The sequence below is a fragment of the Limnohabitans sp. MORI2 genome (assembly GCF_027925025.1).
Classification (GTDB): domain Bacteria; phylum Pseudomonadota; class Gammaproteobacteria; order Burkholderiales; family Burkholderiaceae_C; genus Limnohabitans.
Window position 1 is genome coordinate 220132 of the sequence record NZ_AP027058.1, and the last position, 21852, is coordinate 241983.

Sequence of the window (21852 nt, forward strand, 5' to 3'; positions counted from 1 at the left end):
TTGGTTTTCTGGTGTTCGCATAATTTTTCTAAGGAGACTTCAATGAAAATTCGTTCCCTCATGATGGCCGTGGCCGTTGCAGCAACTGGTTTGACCAGCGCTGTGGTCACCACATCCGCTCAGGCGCAAGCCAAAGAGCAGTTCTTCCCTGTGTTGCCATACCGCACAGGCGCTTATGCACCCAACGGTGTGCCATGGGCTAACGGCTACGCTGACTATTTGAAACTCATCAATGCACGCGACGGTGGTATCAACGGCGTCAAGATCGCTTTTGAAGAATGCGACACCGCTTACGCTACTGACCGCGGTGTGGAGTGCTATGAGCGCCTGAAAGGCAAAGCACAAGGCGCGATCTTCCAGCCGTTGTCGACTGGTATCACATTCGCTTTGACTGAAAAAGCACCTAACGACAAAAACTCGCTCATCACTGGCGGCTATGGCCGTTCAGAGTCCAGCGATGGTCAAGTGTTCAAGTGGAACTTCCCATTGATGGGCACCTACTGGTCTGGCGCTGACATCATCATGCAGCACATCACCAAAAAAGAAGGTGGCAATATCAAGGGCAAGAAGATCGCTTTGGTCTACCACGACAGCCCCTACGGCAAAGAGCCAATTCCACTCTTGCAAGAACGCGCCAAGATGCAAGGCTTCGACCTGCAACTCTTGCCTGTGACTGCGCCTGGCGTGGAGCAAAAAGCCACTTGGTTGCAAGTGCGTCAAGCTCGTCCTGACTACGTGTTGTTGTGGGGCTGGGGCGTGATGAACTCTGCCGCTTTGAAAGAAGCTGTGGCCACTGGCTACCCACGCGAAAAAATGTACGGCGTGTGGTGGTCGGCTGCTGAGCCAGATGTCAAAGACGTGGGCGAAGCTGCCAAAGGCTACAACGGTTTGGTCGTAACGGGTGAAGGCGGCAAGATCATTGCTGACATCAAGACACACGTGCATGGCAAAAAACAAGGCACAGGCCCTGCGGAAGAAGTGGGTTCAACCCTCTACAACCGCGGCATGGTCAGCGCTGCGTTGGCTGTGGAAGGTGTGCGTCAAGCGCAAAGCCGTTACGGCAAAGGCAAGGTCATGACAGGTGAACAGATCCGCTGGGGTTTGGAAAACTTGACGCTTGACCAAAAAGCTCTCGATAAGTTGGGCTTGGGCACTGTGATGAAGCCCATCAGCACATCTTGCTTGGACCACGAAGGTTCGCGTTCTGCACGCGTTCACACCTGGGACGGCAAGAAGTGGAACTTCACGTCTGACTGGATCGAAGCTGATGAATCCATCATCAAGCCTTTGGTCAAGCAGTACGCAGACAAGTACGCTGCTGAGAAAAAACTCACACGTCGTACAGCTGCAGACTGCCAGTCTTAATTTGATGCACATCAGTCCTTCGGGGCTGATGATTTGGCGGCTCTCACGAGCCGCCAAACCTCAGACACAACACCGCGATGGGTTTGAGGTTTGGTCCAGTCCAACAACGTTTTTTTAGCAAGGTAAGTTATGAGCGCCAACAACATCGTTCTCAACGTCAATGGCATTGAAGTCATTTACAACCACGTCATCTTGGTGCTCAAGGGCGTTTCGCTCAGCGTGCCAGAAGGCAGCATCGTGTCATTGCTGGGTGGCAACGGCGCAGGTAAAACAACGACCTTGCGTGCCATCTCCAACCTGCTCAAAGGTGAGCGTGGCGATGTGACCAAGGGCAGTATTGAGTTCCGTGGTGAACGCATTGAAAACCTCTCACCCGCTGAGCTGGTCAAACGCGGTGTGGTGCAAGTGATGGAAGGTCGTCACTGCTTTGCTCACTTGACCATCGAAGAGAACCTGCTCACTGGCAGCTACACCCGCACCAGCAAGGGCGAGATTGATGCCAACTTGGAGAAGGTCTACAACTACTTCCCACGCTTGAAAACTCGCCGCACTTCGCAGGCTGCGTACACATCCGGTGGTGAGCAACAAATGTGCGCGATTGGCCGCGCGTTGATGGCCAACCCCAACATGGTGTTGCTCGACGAACCCTCGATGGGCTTGGCGCCGCAAATCGTGGAAGAAGTGTTCAACATCGTCAAAGATTTGAACGAGAAAGAAAAAGTCACCTTCCTCATCGCCGAGCAAAACACCAACATGGCTTTGAAGTACGCCGACTATGGCTACATCATGGAGTCGGGCCGCATCGTGATGGACGGTGCTGCCAACGACTTGGCCAACAACGCTGACGTGAAAGAGTTTTACCTTGGCGTGGGTGGCAACGAACGCAAGAGCTTCAAAGACGTCAAGAGCTACAAGCGTCGCAAGCGTTGGTTGGCTTAAGAGGGGCGTTGTATGTCTAAGCATTACGACGCGCTCGAAACTCGTAACCCTGCTGAGCGCGAAGCAGCGCTCATGGCTGCACTGCCTGCACAAGTTGCGCATGCGCAAAAAAACTCGCCCGCATTTGCCAAGTCATTGGCGGGTGTGAATGCAGCCAGTATCAACAACCGTGAGGCGTTGTCCAAGCTGCCCGTGATTCGTAAGTACGAGTTGTTGGCGCAGCAACAAGAACAACGCGCCACCAATGTGTTTGGTGGCTTTGCCGCGATTGGGTTTGGCAAGGCCATGCCCCGCGTGTTTGCCAGCCCTGGCACCATTTACGAGCCTGAAGGCGCACGCGCCGACTACTGGCGCATGGCCCGTGCCATTTACGCCGCAGGTTTCCGTGCGGGCGAGCTCGCGCACAACTGCTTCAGCTACCACTTCACGCCTGCCGGCTCGATGATGGAAACCGGTGCGCACGCCATTGGCTGCACCGTGTTTGCCGGTGGTACGGGGCAGACCGAACAGCAAGTCGGTGCGATGGCAGAACTCAAGCCTGCTGGCTACATTGGCACACCGAGCTTTTTGAAAATCATTGTGGAAAAAGCCGCCGAGATGGGGGTGAAGTTGCCCAGCGTCACCAAAGCCTTGGTGTCTGGCGAAGCCTTTCCGCCGAGCTTGCGCGATTGGCTGGCGGGTCATGGCATTGCTGGATATCAGTGCTATGCCACCGCCGATCTTGGCTTGATTGCTTACGAAACCGAAGCCCGCGAAGGCTTGGTGTTGGATGAAGGTGTGATCGTGGAAATCGTCCGCCCAGGCACGGGTGACCCAGTGCCTGAGGGCGAAGTGGGCGAGTTGGTCATCACCACACTCAACCTCGATTACCCGCTGATTCGTTTTGGTACAGGCGATTTGTCCGCTGTGTTGCCGGGCCAATGCCCCACTGGGCGGACCAACACGCGCATCAAAGGTTGGATGGGGCGCGCAGACCAAACCACCAAGGTGCGCGGCATGTTTGTGCATCCGGGGCAGGTGGCTGAAGTGGTCAAGCGTTTCCCCGAAATCAAGCGCGCGCGTTTGGTGGTCACCGGTGAAATGGCGAACGATCAAATGAGTTTGAAAGTGGAAGCTGCAGAGACTGAGGGCTTAGCGCAAAGGATTGGCGATGCCGTGCGTGACATCACCAAGCTGCGTGCCGATGTGATGATGGTCGCCGTGGGTAGCTTGCCCAACGATGGCAAGGTGATTGAGGACGCGCGTACCTACGCATAAGCTTCTAGGCGCATTCCGATTGATATGTATCAAGGAATGCCCTTACGTGATTTCCGAAATAACAGAAATGTCAATAGTGCTTTAGTATGGGGGCTTATTTAGAGGAGCCCCCATGAAAAAACTAATCACTTTGAGCTTGCTAACGGTTGCTGCGCTGACAGGCGCTCATGCAGCCGACTTCCCTATCAAGGACAAGCCAGTCACCATCGTCGTGCCATTTGCGGCAGGCGGCCCTACAGATCGCGTGGCCCGTGATTTGGCGGAATCTTTACGCAAACCCCTGGGCGCTTCGGCTGTGGTGGTGGAGAACGTGGCAGGTGCCGGTGGCACGATTGGTGCCAACAAAGTAGCCAAGGCACCGCAAGATGGTCACACCATCTTCTTGCATCACATCGGCATGGCTACATCGCCTGCGCTGTATCGCAAACTGCCCTACAACACCCTCGAAGATTTCGAATACTTGGGCATGGTCAACGATGTGCCCATGACCTTGATTGGCCGTCCCACCTTGCCTGCGAACACCTACAAAGAGTTGTCTGCTTGGATTGAGCAAAACAAAGGGAAGATCAATTTAGGCAATGCAGGTTTGGGCGCCGCCTCACACCTGTGTGGCTTGTTGTTCCAAAGCGCCTTAAAGATTGACATGACCACAGTGCCCTACAAAGGCACAGCACCTGCCATGAATGATTTGATGGGCGGCCAAATTGACCTGTTGTGTGATCAAACCACCAACACCAGCAGCCAAATTGAAGGCAAAACGGTCAAGGCATTTGCTGTCACGTCATTGAAGCGCTTGAGTACACCTGCATTGAAGAACTTGCCCACCTTGGACGAGTCGGGCCTGAAAGGTTTTGAAGTCAGTATTTGGCACGGCCTGTATGCCCCTAAAGGCACACCTGCTGATGTGACCGCCAAGATCAACAAAGCGTTGAAAGTCGCTTTGAAAGATCCTGAGTTCATCAAGAAGCAGCAGGCCTTGGGTGCGGTGGTCGTCACCGACAAGCGTTCTGACCCCGCGGAGCACAAAAAGTTTGTTGCCTCTGAAATTGCCAAATGGGGGCCCGTCATTCAGGAAGCTGGCGTTTACGCCGACTAAGAAAAGCCACCTTCGGGTGGCTTTTTTCATGGGGTAAACACGGGCACATTCCGATGCCGAGGTGACAGCAACAAGCGCGCATGAATGGCACCATGGACACGTCAAATACCAAGGACCCACCATGACCCAGCCCCGTCGTCGATTCATGCACGCATCTTTGTTCAGCGCTTTGTTGTTGCTCACGGGCGTAGTACAAGCACAGCAAGCTTGGCCTAGCAAACCCGTGCGTATCGTGGTGCCATTTGCCCCAGGTGGGACAACAGACATCTTGGCGCGCGCCATTGCCCCCGAGTTGACGCGCGCGTTTGGACAAACGTTCTTTGTGGAAAACAAAGCAGGTGCGGGCGGCAATTTAGGGGCCGACATCGTGGCCAAGTCTCCCAACGATGGGTACACCTTGCTTATGGGGACGGTGGGCACGCACGGCATCAACCGTGCGCTGTACAACAAGCTGCCCTATGACCCGATCAAAGACTTTGCGCCGATCACCGTGGTGGCAGGGGTGCCCAACGTCATGGTGCTCAATGCCGACATGGCGAAGGCCCGCAACATCAATTCTGTGGCTGACTTCATCGTGTATGCCAAAGCCAATCCAGGCAAGCTCAATATGGCGTCAAGCGGCAATGGCACCTCTATCCATTTGGCGGGTGAGCTGTTCAAAAGCATGAGTGGCACCTACATGGTTCACTTCCCCTACAAAGGTTCAGGCCCCGCGATTCTCGACATGCTGGGCGGCTCGATGGATGTCATGTTTGACAACTTGCCTGCCGCAATGCCGCACATCAAGTCTGGCAAGTTCAAAGCACTGGCCGTGACCAGCGCTCAACGCTCAGAAGCCATGTCTGAGTTGCCCACGATCGAAGAAGCGGGCGGGCCCACCTTGAAAGGCTATGAAGCCAGCTCATGGTTTGGTTTGTTAGCCCCAGCGGGTACACCATCCGAGGTGGTGCGTCGCATTCAACAAGAAACAGCCAAAGCCATGAGCACACCAGCCGTGAAAGAAAAGCTATTGGCACAAGGTGCGATTCCCGGGGGTAATACGCCAGAAGACTTTGCCAAGTTCATTGATGCCGAACACAAGAAGTGGGCACAGGTGGTCAAGGTGTCAGGCGCTAAGGTTGACTGAGGCGAGTCATCAACCCATCAGGTGTTCAAACGGTAGTGCTTGCTTCACCAAGATCACGGTGCAAGGTGCTTCCATCGCCACCTTGATGGGCACGGTCGCTACAAAACGCTGCATTTGTAGGCCGTGAGTGGCGGCACCCATGACGATCATGCTCACGTTGTTGCCTTCTGCGTAACGCACGATGGCGTTGGCCACGTCGCTGGCTTCAAGTACGTGGTACGAGGTTTGGTGATCGTCTAAATCAAGGGGCTGCGCCCATTGCTGCAGCATGGTTCGGTACTGGCGGTGCAATGTGGTTTCGCTCTTGTCATGCTCAGACGTGCTACTGAGGTTAGGCGAGATCACGGTCACCACGGCCAAGCGCGCGCCTGGGCGAATACCCAGTGAACGCGCCACGGCTTGGCGCAGCGAATACAGCGTGGCGTCGCTCACATCATGGTGAGGAACCGCCACCATCAGAATCGGTACTTCGTCAATCTGTTGTGATGGCAGTGGGCTCGGCTGGTAGTGCATGCCGGCAGCTTTGAGCCAGCGTTTGAAATGCGTGAAAAATGGTGTGCCTTCCAGTTGCTTGCCGCGCTTGGTGACCTTCACTTGCTCGGGGTGTTCAAGGTCAAATGCCAAGTGCGCCGCTGATGGGTAACGCTTGGCGGCTTCAGGCTCTAGGCAGCGCAAGATCACTTCTTGCAACCATTCGGGCAAGTCTTCGCGCACGCGGCGTGGGGGCGTGGGGTCCATCCACAAGCGTTGACGCATGCCGCCATCGGTTTGTGGGTTGCCAAAGGGCAACTCGCCCGTGGCGAGTTCGTACAACATCACGCCAATCGCAAAAATGTCACTGCGCGGATCGCCACGCACGCCCACCACTTGTTCGGGGGCAATCCATGCGGGTGAGCCCACAGCTTTGCGTAGCTCCTCGGCCAACAAGTCGGGGTAATGCGCGTGGCATGACAAACCAAAGTCCAACAACACCGCATGGCCGTTTGGGTGCAGCAGCACGTTGGCGGGCTTGATGTCGAGATGGCAGGTGTTTTGTTGGTGCAAGCTGTGCGCGGCGCGGGCGATGGCTGCGCCACGACGCGCAATGTCGGTCACCTCTGCACGCGTGCGGTTGTGCGTGTGTGTATCAAGCACTTGTTGCAACGTTTGACCCTGCACATGCTCCATGACCAGGTAGGGCAGGGTGACCAAGTCGCCTGCCGCCACAAAGCGCGGCACATGCGTGCCGTTCAACACTTGCAAAATTTGGTGTTCGACTTCGAAGCCCACAATGTTTTCAGCGCCGTCGCCTGCGGTCATGCGTGGCACCTTCATCACCATGTCAAACGGTGCAGGCCGGTCGTCGGCATAGGTCACTTCATAAATGTGGGCCATGCCGCCCGCATGCAAGCAGGCGCCGATGCGGAAACCGTCCAGCTCGGTGCCGGCTTCTAGGCGCTTCATTTGCCGGTCTCCAAGCGTTGGGCAAAGTATTCCGGTAGGCCAGCTTTGCGCACGGCACTGGCAGCAGCGCGATGGTCATATGCCACGCGGTGGAAGGTGAGTTTGGTAGCCGTGCTGTCGAACACCGCATACATGGCGCGCGGGTTGCCATCGCGTGGTTGCCCCACGGAGCCGATGGTGGCAATCCATTGGCGGTGTTTGGGGGTGGGGATGGGCACGCCCGAGGTGGGCTTGAAGGCCATCAATTGACGGCCTGTGCCTCGGTAGTACAACGACTGGTGGTGCACATGGCCACCAAACACATAGCGTACATCAGGGTGGCTGCATGCGGCATCAAGGCTGAGGCTCGCCATGCGTTCATCTTCTACATAGCGCCAACGCTCGGGCGCATCAGCGCTTGCGTGGACGAAGAACATCTGGTCCACACGCTCTGTCAGCGGCAAGGTTTCTAGCCAGAAGCGTTGCGCGGGCGAAAGTTGGTCATGCGTCCACTGCGCGGTTTGGCTGCCTAACGATGGGTTGGGTGTGTTGACGTTGTGCGTTTGCACCAGCTCTTCGTGGTTGCCGCGAACCACCACAGCGCCTTCATCTTGCAGCGCTTGGCAACGTGCCACCACCTCTGATGGAAATGCGCCGTAGCTCACCAAGTCACCCAAGAGGGCGATGCGCTCAACGCCTTGCGTTTGCGCATGCGCCAAGCACGCGTCTAACGCGTGCAAGTTGCTGTGGATGTCAGAGAGCAGGGCGTACTTCATGGTGCGTTGGCGAGACAGCTCGCCTTGGCTTAGTACGTGTAAACGCCCTTGCCAGTTTTGCGACCGAGTTGACCAGCGGCCACCATCTCTTTGAGCAAGGGGCATGCACGGTATTTGCTGTCGCCAAACTCTTGCAAGTACACGTCCATCACGGCCAAGCACACATCCAAACCAATCATGTCGGCCAAAGCCAAGGGGCCGATGGGTTGGTTGCAGCCGAGCTTCATGCCGGCGTCGATGTCTTCGGCACTGGCCACGCCTTCTGCCAAAACAAAGAAGGCTTCGTTGATCATGGGCACCAAGATACGGTTAACCACAAAACCAGGCGCATTCTTCACGGTGATGGGGCTCTTGCCCAAGCGTGTGGACAAGTCGTGCACAGCAGCGTGGGTGGCATCGGATGTTTGCAAGCCACGGATGATTTCAACCAAGGCCATCATGGGCACGGGGTTGAAAAAGTGCATGCCGATGAAACGGTCGGCGCGTGCGGTGACAGCAGCCAATTTGGTGATGGAGATCGAAGATGTGTTGGACGCGATGATGGCTTCTGGGGCCAACATGCCGTCGAGCTGTTTGACGATTTTGACCTTGAGATCGTAGTTTTCAGTCGCGGCTTCGATGACGAGTTGCGCACCTTTGAGGTCGTCGTAGCTGGTGCTGGTTTTGATGCGCGACAAGGCGGCTGCTTTGTCGGCTTCGGTAATTTTTTCTTTCTTGATCAAACGGTCCAAGCTACCAGCCACAGTGGCGAGGCCTTTGGCGACGGCTGCGTCAGAGATGTCGACCATCACCACGTTCACGCCAGACACCGCACACGCTTGTGCAATGCCATTGCCCATGGTGCCAGCGCCGATGATGCCTACGGTTTGAATGCTCATTGGGAATCCTTGTTTACGGTTAAGTCAAAAGAAAAGATGTTAGCGGGGGAAGGGTTGCACTTGGCTGACGTGCATCAATTTCTTACGCTCCGGCGAATGGGCTTGGGGCAGCTTCCTCATGCTGGAGTACCAGAAATCGTCAGCTGCCCCAAGCCCATTCACCTGCGATGTTGTGCGTGCTTCAGGCCTTGAAGCGCTTTTTCGTCAGGTGCAGGGCGATCTTCCAGCCTACCAGCGCGTAGAGCGCCAAGACGCCCAAGTGCAGCGCTGCATCTGCGGGCCATTGGTCCATGAACAGCGGGCGTACCAAGGCGATGGCTTGGGTGAGTGGCAGCCAGGCCGAGATATCGCGCACGATGCCGGGGAGCTGATCACGCGGGAAGAACACGCCGCTCAAGAACATCATGGGCGTGAGGAAGAGCGTGAAGTAGTAGGTGAAGAAGTCATAGCCTTTGGCCAGCGCATTGAAGATGAGCGCGATGCAGCTGAAGGTGATGCCCACGCACAAGAGGATAGGCCACGCGGCCAAGAGCTTCCAGCTTTGTGTGATGCCCAGCGTGCACATGACGCCCAAGATGGCGGTGATGGTGAAGAGCGATTTGAAGGCGGCCCACAGCATTTCAGCCAACAGCACATCATCTAAACGCATGGGGGCGTTCAAGATGCCATCCCATGTTTTTTGCACATGCATGCGCGAGAAGGCGGAGTACAGCGCTTCAAAGGTGGCAGCGTTCATGGCGCTCATGCAAATGGAGCCACTCGCCAGAAACAAGATGTAGGGCACTTGGTCGTCACCGAGTTTCACGTCGCCCACGAGGGCGCCTAAGCCGTAGCCAAAAGCAACGAGCCACATCAAGGGTTCAGCGATGTTGGCGACGAGGCTTGGAATGGCAAGCTTGCGCCACACCAAGAGGTTGCGCAAAAAAACGGGCCAGAAACGAAACATGATTAGCCCTCCTCACGGATCTGACGTCCGGTCATTTTCAAAAACAAATCTTCTAAATTGGCTGGGCGGTGCAAGGTGCGCAGGCCTGCGTGGGCACTGAGTGCTTGCAGCAATGGCGCGGCATCTTGGGTGTAGAAAAACACGGTCTCGCCGCTGGTCTCTACGCGTTGCGCCAGAGCGGCGATGGGGCTGTCCACCAAAGCCAATGCGCCGTTACCGTAGACCTCCACCACATCGGGTTCGAGGTGTTGTGCAATCAAATCACGCGGTGTGCCTTCGGCAATTTTCTTGCCGTGGTCGAGCACCAACAGGCGGTTGCACAAACGTTCGGCTTCGTCCATGAAGTGCGTCGTCAGCAAGATCGATTTGCCTTGCTGCAGCAGTTGCTGCAAACGCTCCCACATCAGATGACGGGCTTGAGGGTCAAGGCCCGTCGTTGGCTCGTCTAACAGCAGCAAATCGGGGTTGTTGATGAGCGCACGGGCTAGGCTGAGTCGGCGCTTCATGCCACCCGACAGTTCCCCGGGCTTGGCGTTGGCTTTGTGCGAGAGCGCGGCGAACTCCAACAGCTGCGGAATGCGCGCTTGAATGTCGGCTTTCTTCATGCCGAAGTAACGGCCAAACACCATCAGGTTTTCGGCACAGGTGAAGTCGGGGTCTAGCGTGTCGAATTGGCTCACCACGCCTAAGCGTGCTTTGATGTCTAGTGCGTCATCGGGCATCGACAAACCAAACGCGGTGATGCGCCCGCCATCGGGTTGTGCAAGCCCGAGGCACATGCGCAGCGTGGTGGTTTTGCCTGCGCCATTGGGGCCAATGACGCCCAAACATTCGCCAGGGGCGATGTGAAAAGACACATCGTTCACCACGGTGTTGTCACCGTAGCGTTTGAGGAGGTTTTGACATTCAAAAAGTGCGGTGCTCATGCCCTCATTTTGCCTGTGTCTGATGCGGGCGTAAGTCAGAAGTGTCACTCTGGCACACCTAGGGAAGCGCCTAAAATCTTGGCAACTTATTTCTGGGCTACAACGTGTCTGAAACCTTATTTGTGCTCTCTCAATATGTGATGCCCAAACAGTTGCTCACCCAATTCGCTGGCGCTGTGGCGCGTGCGAAATGTGGCAAATGGACACACGCCCTCATCAAGTGGTTTGTGGGCAAGTACCAAGTGAATATGGACGAGGCAGCCCAGCCCGACATCACCCAATACGAATGTTTTAACGACTTCTTCACCCGTGCCTTAAAGCCCGGCGCGCGCCCCTTGGCCGATGCGGCGTTTGTGTGCCCAGTGGATGGCGCGATCAGCCAGTTGGGCCACATCGATGGCGACCAAGTGTTTCAAGCCAAAGGTCACAGCTACAGCACGCAAGCTTTGGTGGGTGGCGATGCCACCTTGGCCGCCCAGTTTCAAGACGGCGATTTCGCCACGATTTACTTGAGCCCCAAGGACTACCACCGCATTCACATGCCAAGCGCTGGCCGCTTGCGCCGCATGATTCATGTGCCCGGTGATTTGTTCTCGGTCAACCCAGCCACAGCCCGTGGTGTGCCTGGCTTGTTTGCGCGCAACGAGCGCGTGGTGTGCGTGTTTGACATGCCTGCCGCCTCGGGTGAAACACCTCAGCAATACGTGTTGGTGCTCGTGGGCGCCACCATCGTGGGCAGCATGGCCACACCGTGGCATGGTGTGGTCAACCCACCCCGTCCCGGCAAGGTGCGTGAGTGGACGTACGACGACCAAGACCTGAGCCTTCGCCAAGGCGACGAAATGGGCCGCTTCTTGTTGGGCTCCACCGTCGTGTTGCTGTGGCCCAAGAACACCATTGAGCTCAACCCAGCTTGGCAAGCCTCGCAAGGTGTGCGTTTGGGCGAGAAGATGGGTGATGCCGCGTAAGGCTTATTGAAAAGCCACTTCCGCAAAGCTGCGCAACTTGCGGCTGTGCAGTTGCGCAGGCCCTTGCTGACGCAACAGCTCAATCGCACGCATGCCAATGCGCAAGTGTTGATCCACACGCTCGCGATAGAAGTGGTTGGCCATACCCGGCAGTTTGATTTCGCCGTGCAGCGGTTTGTCGCTCACACACAGCAATGTGCCGTAGGGCACACGGAACCTGAAACCGTTGGCGGCAATCGTGGCGCTTTCCATGTCGAGCGCCACTGCGCGGCTTTGGCTGAAGCGGCGTTGCGGTGTGTTGTCTGGCAACAGTTCCCAGTTGCGGTTGTCGGTACTGGCCACAGTGCCTGTGCGCAAGATGCGCTTGAGCTCTGCACCTTCGCATTGCGTCACGTCCTTCACCGCTTGTTCGAGCGCCACTTGAATTTCGGCCAGTGCGGGGATGGGTACCCACAGCGGTAGCTCTTCATCCAGTACGTGGTCTTCGCGTACATAGCCGTGGGCCAGGACGTAGTCGCCCAGCTGCTGCGTGTTGCGCAAGCCCGCGCAGTGGCCAAGCATCAGCCATGCGTGCGGGCGCAGCACGGCAATGTGGTCGGTGATGTTTTTGGCGTTCGCGGGGCCCACGCCAATGTTCACCATGGTGATGCCAGTGTGGTCTGCGCGCACCAAGTGGTAGCCGGGCATTTGCGGCAAACGCGGCGGTACTTTTCCTAGAGCGTCGTTGGCTTCTGCAGGTAGACCCACACGACGCGTGATCACGTTGCCTGGCTCCACAAATGCAAGGTATTCGCTGTTGGGGTCTTGCATGGCCTCGTGGCCCAAACGCACAAACTCGTCGATGTAGAACTGGTAGTTGGTGAACAGCACGTAGTTCTGGAAATGTTCAGGGCTGGTGCCGCTGTAGTGGCGCAGGCGTTGCAGCGAATAGTCCATGCGTGCCGCGGTGAAGAGCGACAAAGGCTGTGGCTCATTGGGCTTGGCTTCATACGTGCCGTTGGCAATGCCGTCATCCATGGCGGTGAGGTCGGGCAGGTCAAACACCTCGCGCATGAGCTGGCGGCGCTCGGCGCTCATCTCGCCTTCGATGTGGTCGTTCTCTGCGAATGAGAAATGCACGGGAATCGGCTGGTGGCTCACGCCCACCTCCAACGTGCCCCCGTGGTTTTGCAAGAGCAAATTGAATTGCTCGCGGTAATACGCCGCAAACAAATCGGGGCGGGTGAGGGTGGTTTCGTAGCGGCCAGGCTCGGCCACAAACCCGTAGCTCAAGTGAGCGGCATTGCTGCCGGCTTGGAGCGCCCCGTGCTTGGTGTGAATGCGAACAAAGGGATAAAACGCACGCACACGCTGCTCAAACTGCTTGCCCGCGACAAACTCGCGCATGGCTTGGCGCAAGTGGTCGAGGCTGGTTTGGTACAGCGCCTGCACTTGGGCAAGGGCGCTGTCGGCGTCGGTGTGACGGGTGGGGGCGATGAAAGGGGGGCGAATACTCATGCCCCCGATATTACCGATTACATATTGCGGCGATATTGCCCACCCACCTCAAACAAGGCATTGGTGATTTGGCCGAGTGAACACACGCGCACCGCGTCCATCATCACCTCAAACACGTTGGCGTTGTCGATGACGGCTTGTTGCAAGCGCTTGAGCTGCACCGCTGCAGCCTCTTGGTTGCGGGTGTGGAAGTCGTTCAAGCGCTTCAACTGGCTTTGTTTTTCCTCTTCGGTCGAACGGGCCAATTCCAGCTTGTCCAACACGGCGTCGCCGTGCGGGTTGCGGAAGGTGTTGACGCCGATGATGGGCAGCTCGCCCGTGTGCTTGAGCATTTCGTAGGTCATCGATTCGTCTTGAATCTTGCCGCGTTGGTAGCCGGTCTCCATCGCACCCAACACGCCGCCGCGCTCAGCAATGCGCTCGAACTCGGCCAGCACGGCTTCTTCCACCAACTCGGTGAGTTCTTCGATGATGAACGCGCCTTGGTTGGGGTTTTCGTTTTTGGCCAAGCCCCATTCGCGGTTGATGATGAGCTGAATCGCCATGGCGCGACGCACCGAGTCTTCGGTGGGTGTGGTGATGGCTTCGTCAAACGCGTTGGTGTGCAAGCTGTTGCAGTTGTCGTAAATCGCGATCAGCGCCTGCAGCGTGGTGCGGATGTCGTTGAACTGAATCTCTTGCGCGTGCAATGAACGGCCAGAGGTTTGAATGTGGTACTTGAGCTTTTGTGAGCGCTCGTTTGCGCCGTATTTCTCTTTCATCGCCACCGCCCAGATGCGACGCGCCACGCGGCCCATCACGGTGTACTCGGGGTCCATGCCGTTGCTGAAGAAAAAGCTCAGATTGGGTGCGAAGTCATCAATGTGCATGCCACGCGCCAAATAGGCTTCCACAAAGGTGAACCCGTTGGACAACGTGAAGGCCAACTGCGAAATTGGGTTCGCACCCGCTTCGGCAATGTGATAGCCGCTGATCGACACGCTGTAGAAGTTGCGCACTTGGTTGTGCACAAAGTATTCGGCAATGTCACCCATCACTTTCAAACTGAATTCGGTTGAAAAGAGGCAGGTGTTTTGGCCTTGGTCTTCTTTCAAGATGTCGGCTTGCACCGTGCCGCGCACGTTTTGCAGCACCCATTCTTTGATCTTGGCAGTTTCGGTTTCGGTCGGTTCGCGGCCGTTGTCCTTTTTGAACTTGTCGATGTTTTGGTCAATCGCCGTGTTCATGAACATGGCCAAGATCGAAGGGGCTGGACCATTGATGGTCATCGACACGCTGGTGGTTGGGTTGCACAAATCGAACCCGTCGTACAACACCTTCATGTCGTCGAGCGTGGCCACGTTCACGCCTGAGTTGCCCACTTTGCCGTAAATGTCGGGGCGGGGGTCAGGGTCGTTGCCATACAGCGTGACCGAGTCAAACGCGGTGGACAAACGCTTGGCAGGCATGCCCTCGCTCACCAGCTTGAAGCGGCGGTTGGTGCGGAAGGGGTCGCCTTCGCCGGCAAACATGCGGGTGGGGTCTTCACCCTCGCGCTTGAATGCAAAGGTGCCCGCGGTGTAGGGGTAGCTGCCGGGCACGTTGTCGAGCATGAGCCACTTCAAAATTTCGCCGTGGTCTTCGTATTGAGGCAAGGCCACTTTGCGAATGGTCGTGCCGCTGAGCGACTTGGTGGTGAGCGCGGTGCGAATCTCTTTGTCGCGAATCTTCACCACGTATTCGTCACCAGCATACGCTTTTTGCATGTCGGGCCATTGGGCCAAGAGCTTGCGCTCGGCGTTGCCCAAATCTTCTTCGCGCTTCACGGCCAAGTCGATGGCGGCTTCCGACGCCTTGGCGCGGTCGGGCTTGCCCTCTTGCAGCATGCGTGCGGCTTCGCGCAGTTGTTGAATTTCGCGGGCCAGTTTGGCTTGTGTGCGCGCGCGTTTTTTGTAGCCACGGACGGTGTCTGAAATTTCGGCCAAGTAGCGTGTGCGAGCTGCAGGCACCACCGGTGTTTGGTTGCTGCTGTGGCGCACATTCACCAGCGGCAAGCGGCCTTCTTTGAAGGTGAGGCCCAGTTCGGTCAAGCGGCCTTTGAGGGCTTGGTACAAGGCGGTCACGCCGTCGTCGTTGAAGCGTGCAGCCATGGTGCCAAACACAGGCATTTGCTCGGTGGGCGTGTTCCAGGCTTCTTTGTTGCGTTGCACTTGCTTGGCCACATCGCGCAGTGCGTCGCTGGCGCCTTTGCGGTCAAACTTGTTGATGGCGATGAACTCGGCAAAGTCCAGCATGTCGATTTTTTCGAGCTGGCTGGCTGCGCCAAACTCAGGCGTCATCACATACATGGGCACATCCACGTGCGGCACGATGGCGGCGTCGCCTTGGCCAATGCCCGAGGTTTCCACAATGATCAGGTCAAAGCCTGCGCACTTGGCCGCGGCTAACACGTCGGGAAGTGCTGCGCTGATTTCGCTACCGAAATCACGGGTTGCCAGAGAACGCATGAAGACGCGTGAACCACTGCTCCAAGGGCCGATGGCGTTCATGCGAATGCGGTCGCCCAGCAAAGCACCACCGCTCTTGCGGCGTGAGGGGTCGATCGAAATCACAGCAATGCGCAGCGCGTCACCTTGGTCCAAACGGATGCGACGCACCAACTCGTCGGTGAGCGACGACTTGCCCGCACCGCCCGTGCCGGTGATGCCCAGCACAGGCACTTTGTGTTTGGCAGCTTCCTTGCGCACGGCTTCCACCATCTTGGCATCGGCTTTTTCGTTCTCCAACGCGGTGATGAGCTGCGCCAAACGACGCCATGCCATTTCGTCATGGCCTTGAATCTCTTTCACGGCGGTGGGGGCGTAGCCCGACAGGTCTTTGTCGCAGCGCATGATCATCTCGCCGATCATGCCTTGCAGGCCCATCTTCTGGCCGTCTTCGGGGCTGTAGATGCGGGTCACGCCATAGGCTTGCAGCTCTTTGATTTCGGGGGGGACGATCACGCCGCCGCCGCCGCCAAACACTTGGATGTGTTCACCACCGCGCTGGCGCAGCAAATCGACCATGTACTTGAAGTACTCCACGTGGCCGCCTTGGTAAGAGCTGATAGCAATGCCTTGCACGTCTTCTTGCAGCGCAGCGGTCACCACCTCATCCACCGAGCGGTTGTGGCCCAAGTGAATCACCTCGGCACCCATGCCTTGCAAGATTCGACGCATGATGTTGATGGCGGCGTCGTGCCCATCAAACAAAGAGGCGGCAGTGACGAAGCGCACTTTTTGCGTGGGCTTGTAGTTGGCAAGGGCTTGGAATTCGGCGGACAAGTCAGACATGCGAGGCTCCGGAAAGCGGAAGGTAAAAAAGAGTTTACGTTTACGTAAACGTCAATCATAGCGAATTGGCAAGTTTTGTGGGGAGGATTTGCCCTAATAAAAAAGCCGCAGGGCCAGAAGGCGCTGCGGCTTTGCGTGGTGCGAGAGGCGCTTATTTGTAAAGCGTCTCAGGCAGCCACATGCCAATGGCTGGGAACATGTACAGCAAGAAGATGGCAAACACTTGGATGGCCATGAACGGCAACATGCCCGCAAAGATCTGGTTCAGCGTCACATGAGGGGGGCTCACGCCCTTCAAATAAAACGCTGCCATCGCCACAGGCGGGCTCAAGAACGCGGTTTGCAGGTTCAAGGCCACCAACAAGCCGAAGAACAGCGGGTCGATGTTGAAGTGCGGCAACAAAGGGATGAAGATGGGCATAAAGATCACGATGATCTCTGTCCATTCCAACGGCCAGCCCAGCAAGAAAATTACGACTTGCGCCAAGATCATGAACTGAGTGGGCGTCAGGTCCATGCCCAGCACCCAGGTGTTGATCAGCTCTTGCCCGCCCAGCAGCGCAAACGCTGCTGAGAAGATGCTAGAGCCCACAAACAACCAACACACCATGGCGCTGGTCTTGGCTGTCAAGTACACCGACTCACGCATCACTGTCATATTTAGGCGTCGGTAAGCGCCGGCGAGCAGCAAGCCACCCATCGAGCCCATGGCTGCCGCTTCTGTCGGTGTGGCCAAACCAAACACGATGGTGCCCAGCACCGCCAAGATCATCAAGGCCAGTGGGAAGAATGAACCGAGCAACATCTTGAAAATCTCAAGGCGTGCAAAGCTGAAGTACGCATAGAAGATCGCCATGGCCACAGCCACGCTTGCCAATCCAATCCAAAACGCAGGCGGCGCTGGCAAACGCTCTTGGGCGGCAGCGGGTTCAGCCGCTGCGACAGGCTCTGCTGGTGCTGGGGCCGCTTCAGTGGCTACTTTGGCAACAGGTGCTTCGGTACCAGGAGGGGCTTTCAGGCCATCACCTTCGGGCTCGGCCAGGCCGCCTGCTTCTTCTTCGGCGGGGGCTTCGTCAAAACCGTCGCTCATGGCGACGACGCCTTGTGCCTCTTCCACAGGCGCGGGGGCAGTTACGGCCATGAAAATAGCACCCATGATGACCAAGGCAGAAATGGCAGGCAGCAAGGCAATGCCCAGTTGCTTGAGCAACTCTTCCATTGGTACAGAGGCGTTACGCTTGCCCTTGATCGCGCCGATCAGGCCGGGCAATACTTTGTTGCTGACGGTGGATGACACCTCTTGCGCCACGGGAGGCAAGGCGATGTAGCGGTCTTCGGCAGACATCGGCGGTGCCAAATGGGGTTTCAGTTTTGCAATTACGACGACATAGGCCACATACAGGGTCGCCAACATGATGCCGGGGAAGAATGCCCCCGCATACAACTTGACGACTGACACGCCTGCGGTAGCGCCGTAAACGATCAACATCACGGAAGGGGGAATCAAAATTCCCAAGCAACCACCTGCAGTAATTGCACCTGCTGACAACTGCACGCTATAGCCTGCGCGCAACATGGCAGGCAAAGCCAGCAAGCCCATCAAGGTCACCACCGCTCCCACGATGCCTGTGGCAGTGGCGAAGATGGCACAGGTGATGATGGTGGCTACTGCCAACGAGCCTGGCACACGCGCGGTGGCCAAGTGCATGCTCTTGAACAGCTTCTCAATCAAGTTGGCGCGTTCAATGAGGTAACCCATGAATACAAACAACGGGATGGAAATCAACACATCGTTGGACATCACTGAATAAGTGCGTTGCACCATCAAGTCCAAGGTTTGTGTGACGGCCAAGTCGGGGTTTTGCGCTCGATAAGCGAGCCAGGCGAAGATCATGCCCATGCCCATTAGGGTGAAGGCGGTGGGAAAGCCCAACATGATGGCCACCACGACCAGCGCCAACATCAACAAACCTAAGTGGCCGTTGGTCATCTCTGCCACGGGCGGCAGCAGCACAAATGCTGCCAGCACCACCATGGCCATGATGCTTAGACCAAACCAAATTTCTTTTTTCATTTGTGTGCTCCCTGCTCGCCAGTGACGTACGCATCTAATTTGGCGATGTCCTCGTCTTTGACGTGAACCATTTCTTTGAGTTTTTCGACGTCCACTTCATCCACGTCGTCGCCGCGCGAGGGCCATTCACCTTCTTGTAAACACACAATGCAGCGCACGATTTCCACAAAGCCTTGCAGCAGTAATAGCAAGCCAGCAATTGGGATGATGGTTTTAAAAGGGTAGACGGGTGGCCCGTTGGCTGTGATGTTGGAGTGCTCGTTGATGGCCCAAGATTCGCCCGCAAAGTTGTAGCCGGCCCAAGCCAAAGCCACAATGCCTGGAATGAAGAAGATGATGTACAGCGCCAAATCCAAACCCGCTTGCAAGCGCGGCGTGAAAAAGCCGTACAACACGTCGCCGCGCACATGCCCATTCTTAGATAAGGTGTAGGCGCCCGCCATCATGAAGAGCGTTCCGTACATCATGCTCATGACATCAAATGCCCAAGGGTGTGGGTTGTCAAACGCATAACGAGAGACAACTTCCCACGTGATCATGATTGTGAGCACGAAAATCAGCCAAGAAAAAATCTGGCCCACTTGAGTGCTGAGTTTGTCGATGGTGAGTAGTAGTTTTTGCATGGTGTGCTAACTTAAATAAATCAGCCACCCGAAACACTTCGGATGGCCGATGGAAAACGCATCAACTCGTGAAAGTCAAACGTTTAGGCCTTCTTCGCACCGAAGAAGTGGTTGACCGCCATGCGACGGTTGATCACAGTGTCTTGTTCCCACTTCACAGCACGTTGCGCAAACGCTTTTTGTGAGGCAACGATTTCTTTGAACAGTGGGTTCTCGGCAGATTTTTTCTCGACGATTTCGGACCAAATCTTCAGTTGGTCTTGCAAGATCGAATCAGGCGTCTTGTAGAACTTGACCTTGTCTTTGGTTTGCAGCTCTGCGTAGTCTTTCGAGTAGCGATCCACAGCCTTCCAAGACATATCGGCAGACGCTGCCTCTGTCGCACCGGCGATGATGGCTTTCATCTTCGCGGGCAATGCGTCGTACTTGGTCTTGTTGAACATGATCTCAAAGGTCTCAGCGCTTTGGTGGAAGCTTTGCAACATGCACACCTTAGACACATCGGGGAAGCCCAAGATGCGGTCAGAGGTGGCGTTGTTGAATTCGGCGCCGTCGAGCAAGCCGCGGTCCATCGCTGGCACGATTTCGCCGCCTGGCAAGGCATTCACAGCAGCGCCCATGGCGGTGAACAAGTCAATGGCCAAACCGTTTGTGCGGAACTTCAAGCCTTTGAAATCAGCAGACTTGGTGATGGGCTTTTTGAACCAGCCCAAAGGTTGGGTGGCCATAGGGCCGTACAAGAATGATTGCACGTTGCCGCCGATCGAGGCATACAGCTTGGCCAACAGCTCTGCGCCACCGCCGTACTTGTGCCAAGCCAAGATCATGTTGGCATCCATGCCGAACGCGGGGCCAGAGTTCCAAAGGGCCAAAGCGTTTTGCTTGCCGTAGTGATAGCCTAGAACGCCGTGGCCGCCATCCAAAGTGCCTTTAGACACAGCTTCTAACAAACCGAAAGCGGGCACCACAGAACCTGCGGGCAGCACCTCGATCTTCAAATCGCCGCCAGTCATGTCGTTGACCTTCTTTGCATAGTCGAGGGCATACTCGTGAAAGATGTCCTTGGCAGGCCATGTGCTTTGCCAGCGCATGTTGATGGGGCCGGTTTGTGCGGCCACCATGGGCGCGGCTACAACACCCGCAGCGGCAGCGGCTGTGCCCTTCAGTACATTGCGGCGAGCGGTTGTCTTTTTGGTATCGGTCATCGAAAGTCTCCTAGGTTTTGTCAAAGACAGGAATGGGAATGGCGATTCTTATGCGTTGTTCAATAAATGTGGGGTGGGTTTGCCCTAGGCGTATGCTGTGAATGCACGAAATTTGTCTCCTTGGGGACCGCGCGCTTTTATACTGAAGCTCAAATTGATTGAGCTTTACAACTATGAGTAACAACGAGCTTGGCTACGCTGGTGACATCACCCCAGAAACTGCCAACGCGTGGATGCAGTCGGGCGAAGCAGTGATGGTGGATGTGCGAAGCGAAGCAGAACTCGCGTGGGTTGGCTTCGTGCCTGGTGCCGTGGCGGTGGCGTGGAAGCAGTGGCCTGGCATGGCCATGAACCCCACGTTTGATGCGCAAATCAAAGCAGCCGCCAATGGCAAAAAAGTGGTGTTGCTGTGTCGCAGTGGTGTGCGATCCATCGCTGCAGCCAAACGCGCCACTGAGCTTGGCCTAGAGGCCTACAACATTCTCGAAGGCTTCGAGGGCGATGCCAATGCCGATGGGCATCGCGGCACACAGGGTGGCTGGCGCATGCGCGGTTTGCCTTGGCGCCAAAACTGATTCAAATCCCATGACATTTCTTGCACTCGATGTGGGCAACACACGCCTCAAGTGGGGCCTGTATGACAGCCCTCGGCCCGGCGCTAAGTTGCTGGGTAGTGGGGCGGTGTTTCTAGAAAACATCGATCGCCTCGCTGACGAAGACTGGCGCGAATTGCCAGAGCCCACGCACATGCTGGGCTGCATCGTGGCAGGCGAAGCCATTCGTCGCCGTGTGGAAGAACAAATGGAGTTATGGGACATCACGCCTCATTGGGCCGTGTCCTCTGCTGCAGAGGCAGGGCTGACGAATGGCTACGACCATCCGACGCGCTTGGGCGCTGATCGCTGGGTGGCCATGATTGGTGCGCATGCCCGCATGCTCCGGCACGTCAACGGTGGTCCATCCAAACCCATGGTGGTGGTGATGGTGGGCACAGCGGTGACGGTGGAAGCCATTGATGCGAGTGGCAAATTTTTGGGCGGTCTCATCTTGCCCGGCCACGGCATCATGTTGCGTGCGCTCGAGTCAGGCACTGCTGGCTTGCGTGTGCCAACAGGCGATGTGGTGGAGTTCCCCACCAACACCAGCGATGCCCTCACCAGCGGCGGCACGTACGCCATTGCGGGCGCGGTCGAGCGCATGGTGCAGCACGTTCGCCAACACTGCGGAGCCGAGCCCGCATGCTACATGACGGGTGGTGCAGGCTGGAAGATGGCACCAAGCATGTCGGTTCAGTTTGAGCTGGTCGACTCGCTCATCTTTGATGGCTTGCTTGAAATTGCCAAACAGCGCTTGGACGAACCATCGCCTGTGTGGCCCTCTCGCTCGCTGTTTTAACTTTGGTTTGAACGGGGTAGCCCCTCATGACACGGGGCATAGGCAGCG

General features: G+C 56.6%; 18 protein-coding genes. 8 read left to right on the forward strand and 10 right to left on the reverse strand.

What is annotated here, in order from left to right:
• The first annotated feature begins 42 nt into the window (after nucleotides 1-42).
• From QMG27_RS01180 to QMG27_RS01200, 5 genes are all read left to right on the forward strand, one after another.
• On the forward strand, nucleotides 43-1365 hold the full coding sequence (locus QMG27_RS01180; protein WP_281812317.1) for an ABC transporter substrate-binding protein: 1323 nt from the start codon (nucleotides 43-45) through the stop codon (nucleotides 1363-1365).
• A 129-nt stretch (nucleotides 1366-1494) separates the two neighbouring features.
• The gene (locus QMG27_RS01185) at nucleotides 1495-2304 is read left to right on the forward strand and encodes an ABC transporter ATP-binding protein (protein ID WP_281812319.1); all 810 of its coding nucleotides are present in this window, start codon (nucleotides 1495-1497) and stop codon (nucleotides 2302-2304) included.
• A 12-nt stretch (nucleotides 2305-2316) separates the two neighbouring features.
• Complete coding sequence (locus QMG27_RS01190) at nucleotides 2317-3561, forward strand: AMP-binding protein (RefSeq protein ID WP_281812321.1); 1245 nt, start codon at nucleotides 2317-2319, stop codon at nucleotides 3559-3561.
• A gap of 112 nt (nucleotides 3562-3673) precedes the next feature.
• Nucleotides 3674-4657, forward strand: coding sequence for a tripartite tricarboxylate transporter substrate-binding protein (locus QMG27_RS01195; RefSeq protein ID WP_281812323.1), 984 nt, complete (start codon nucleotides 3674-3676; stop codon nucleotides 4655-4657).
• 145 nt (nucleotides 4658-4802) lie between these two features.
• Nucleotides 4803-5783, forward strand: coding sequence for a tripartite tricarboxylate transporter substrate binding protein (locus tag QMG27_RS01200; protein ID WP_281814697.1), 981 nt, complete (start codon nucleotides 4803-4805; stop codon nucleotides 5781-5783).
• Between the two features lie 9 nt (nucleotides 5784-5792).
• Here the strand turns inward: QMG27_RS01200 and QMG27_RS01205 are convergent, their stop codons facing one another.
• The 5 genes from QMG27_RS01205 to QMG27_RS01225 form a co-directional block, all read right to left on the reverse strand.
• A complete protein-coding gene (locus QMG27_RS01205) occupies nucleotides 5793-7226 on the reverse strand; it encodes a bifunctional serine/threonine-protein kinase/universal stress protein (protein WP_281812325.1) in 1434 nt (477 codons plus the stop codon).
• Entirely contained in the window at nucleotides 7223-7981 is a 759-nt protein-coding gene (locus tag QMG27_RS01210; protein WP_281812327.1) for a metallophosphoesterase family protein, read from the reverse strand. Before QMG27_RS01210 ends, QMG27_RS01205 begins: the two co-directional genes overlap by 4 nt.
• A 29-nt stretch (nucleotides 7982-8010) precedes the next feature.
• Complete coding sequence (locus QMG27_RS01215; RefSeq protein ID WP_281812329.1) at nucleotides 8011-8859, reverse strand: 3-hydroxybutyryl-CoA dehydrogenase; 849 nt, start codon at nucleotides 8857-8859, stop codon at nucleotides 8011-8013.
• A 181-nt stretch (nucleotides 8860-9040) separates the two neighbouring features.
• Nucleotides 9041-9805 (reverse strand): ABC transporter permease, encoded by a 765-nt coding sequence (locus QMG27_RS01220; RefSeq protein ID WP_281812331.1) that lies wholly within the window; start codon nucleotides 9803-9805, stop codon nucleotides 9041-9043.
• Between the two features lie 2 nt (nucleotides 9806-9807).
• The gene (locus QMG27_RS01225) at nucleotides 9808-10731 is read right to left on the reverse strand and encodes an ATP-binding cassette domain-containing protein (protein ID WP_281812333.1); all 924 of its coding nucleotides are present in this window, start codon (nucleotides 10729-10731) and stop codon (nucleotides 9808-9810) included.
• Between the two features lie 104 nt (nucleotides 10732-10835).
• On the opposite strand from QMG27_RS01225, the gene asd reads away from it, so the two are divergent.
• Nucleotides 10836-11699: an archaetidylserine decarboxylase gene (gene asd / locus QMG27_RS01230; RefSeq protein ID WP_281812335.1), complete on the forward strand. Its 864-nt coding sequence runs from the start codon at nucleotides 10836-10838 to the stop codon at nucleotides 11697-11699.
• Between the two features lie 3 nt (nucleotides 11700-11702).
• Here asd and QMG27_RS01235 read toward each other — a convergent pair whose 3' ends face one another.
• From QMG27_RS01235 to QMG27_RS01255, 5 genes are all read right to left on the reverse strand, one after another.
• A complete protein-coding gene (locus QMG27_RS01235) occupies nucleotides 11703-13196 on the reverse strand; it encodes an AMP nucleosidase (RefSeq protein WP_281812337.1) in 1494 nt (497 codons plus the stop codon).
• Between the two features lie 17 nt (nucleotides 13197-13213).
• Entirely contained in the window at nucleotides 13214-16507 is a 3294-nt protein-coding gene (gene icmF, locus QMG27_RS01240; RefSeq protein WP_281812339.1) for a fused isobutyryl-CoA mutase/GTPase IcmF, read from the reverse strand.
• Nucleotides 16508-16658: 151 nt separating this feature from the next.
• The gene (locus tag QMG27_RS01245) at nucleotides 16659-18581 is read right to left on the reverse strand and encodes a TRAP transporter large permease subunit (RefSeq protein ID WP_281812341.1); all 1923 of its coding nucleotides are present in this window, start codon (nucleotides 18579-18581) and stop codon (nucleotides 16659-16661) included.
• Entirely contained in the window at nucleotides 18578-19204 is a 627-nt protein-coding gene (locus tag QMG27_RS01250; RefSeq protein ID WP_281812343.1) for a TRAP transporter small permease subunit, read from the reverse strand. Before QMG27_RS01250 ends, QMG27_RS01245 begins: the two co-directional genes overlap by 4 nt.
• 83 nt (nucleotides 19205-19287) lie before the next feature.
• A complete protein-coding gene (locus QMG27_RS01255; protein WP_281812345.1) occupies nucleotides 19288-20409 on the reverse strand; it encodes a C4-dicarboxylate ABC transporter in 1122 nt (373 codons plus the stop codon).
• A gap of 173 nt (nucleotides 20410-20582) precedes the next feature.
• Between QMG27_RS01255 and QMG27_RS01260 the strand changes: the two genes are divergently transcribed.
• Both QMG27_RS01260 and QMG27_RS01265 read left to right on the forward strand, forming a co-directional pair.
• The gene (locus QMG27_RS01260) at nucleotides 20583-20984 is read left to right on the forward strand and encodes a rhodanese-like domain-containing protein (RefSeq protein ID WP_281812347.1); all 402 of its coding nucleotides are present in this window, start codon (nucleotides 20583-20585) and stop codon (nucleotides 20982-20984) included.
• Between the two features lie 10 nt (nucleotides 20985-20994).
• Nucleotides 20995-21804 (forward strand): type III pantothenate kinase, encoded by an 810-nt coding sequence (locus QMG27_RS01265; RefSeq protein ID WP_281812349.1) that lies wholly within the window; start codon nucleotides 20995-20997, stop codon nucleotides 21802-21804.
• Nucleotides 21805-21852 lie beyond the last annotated feature (48 nt).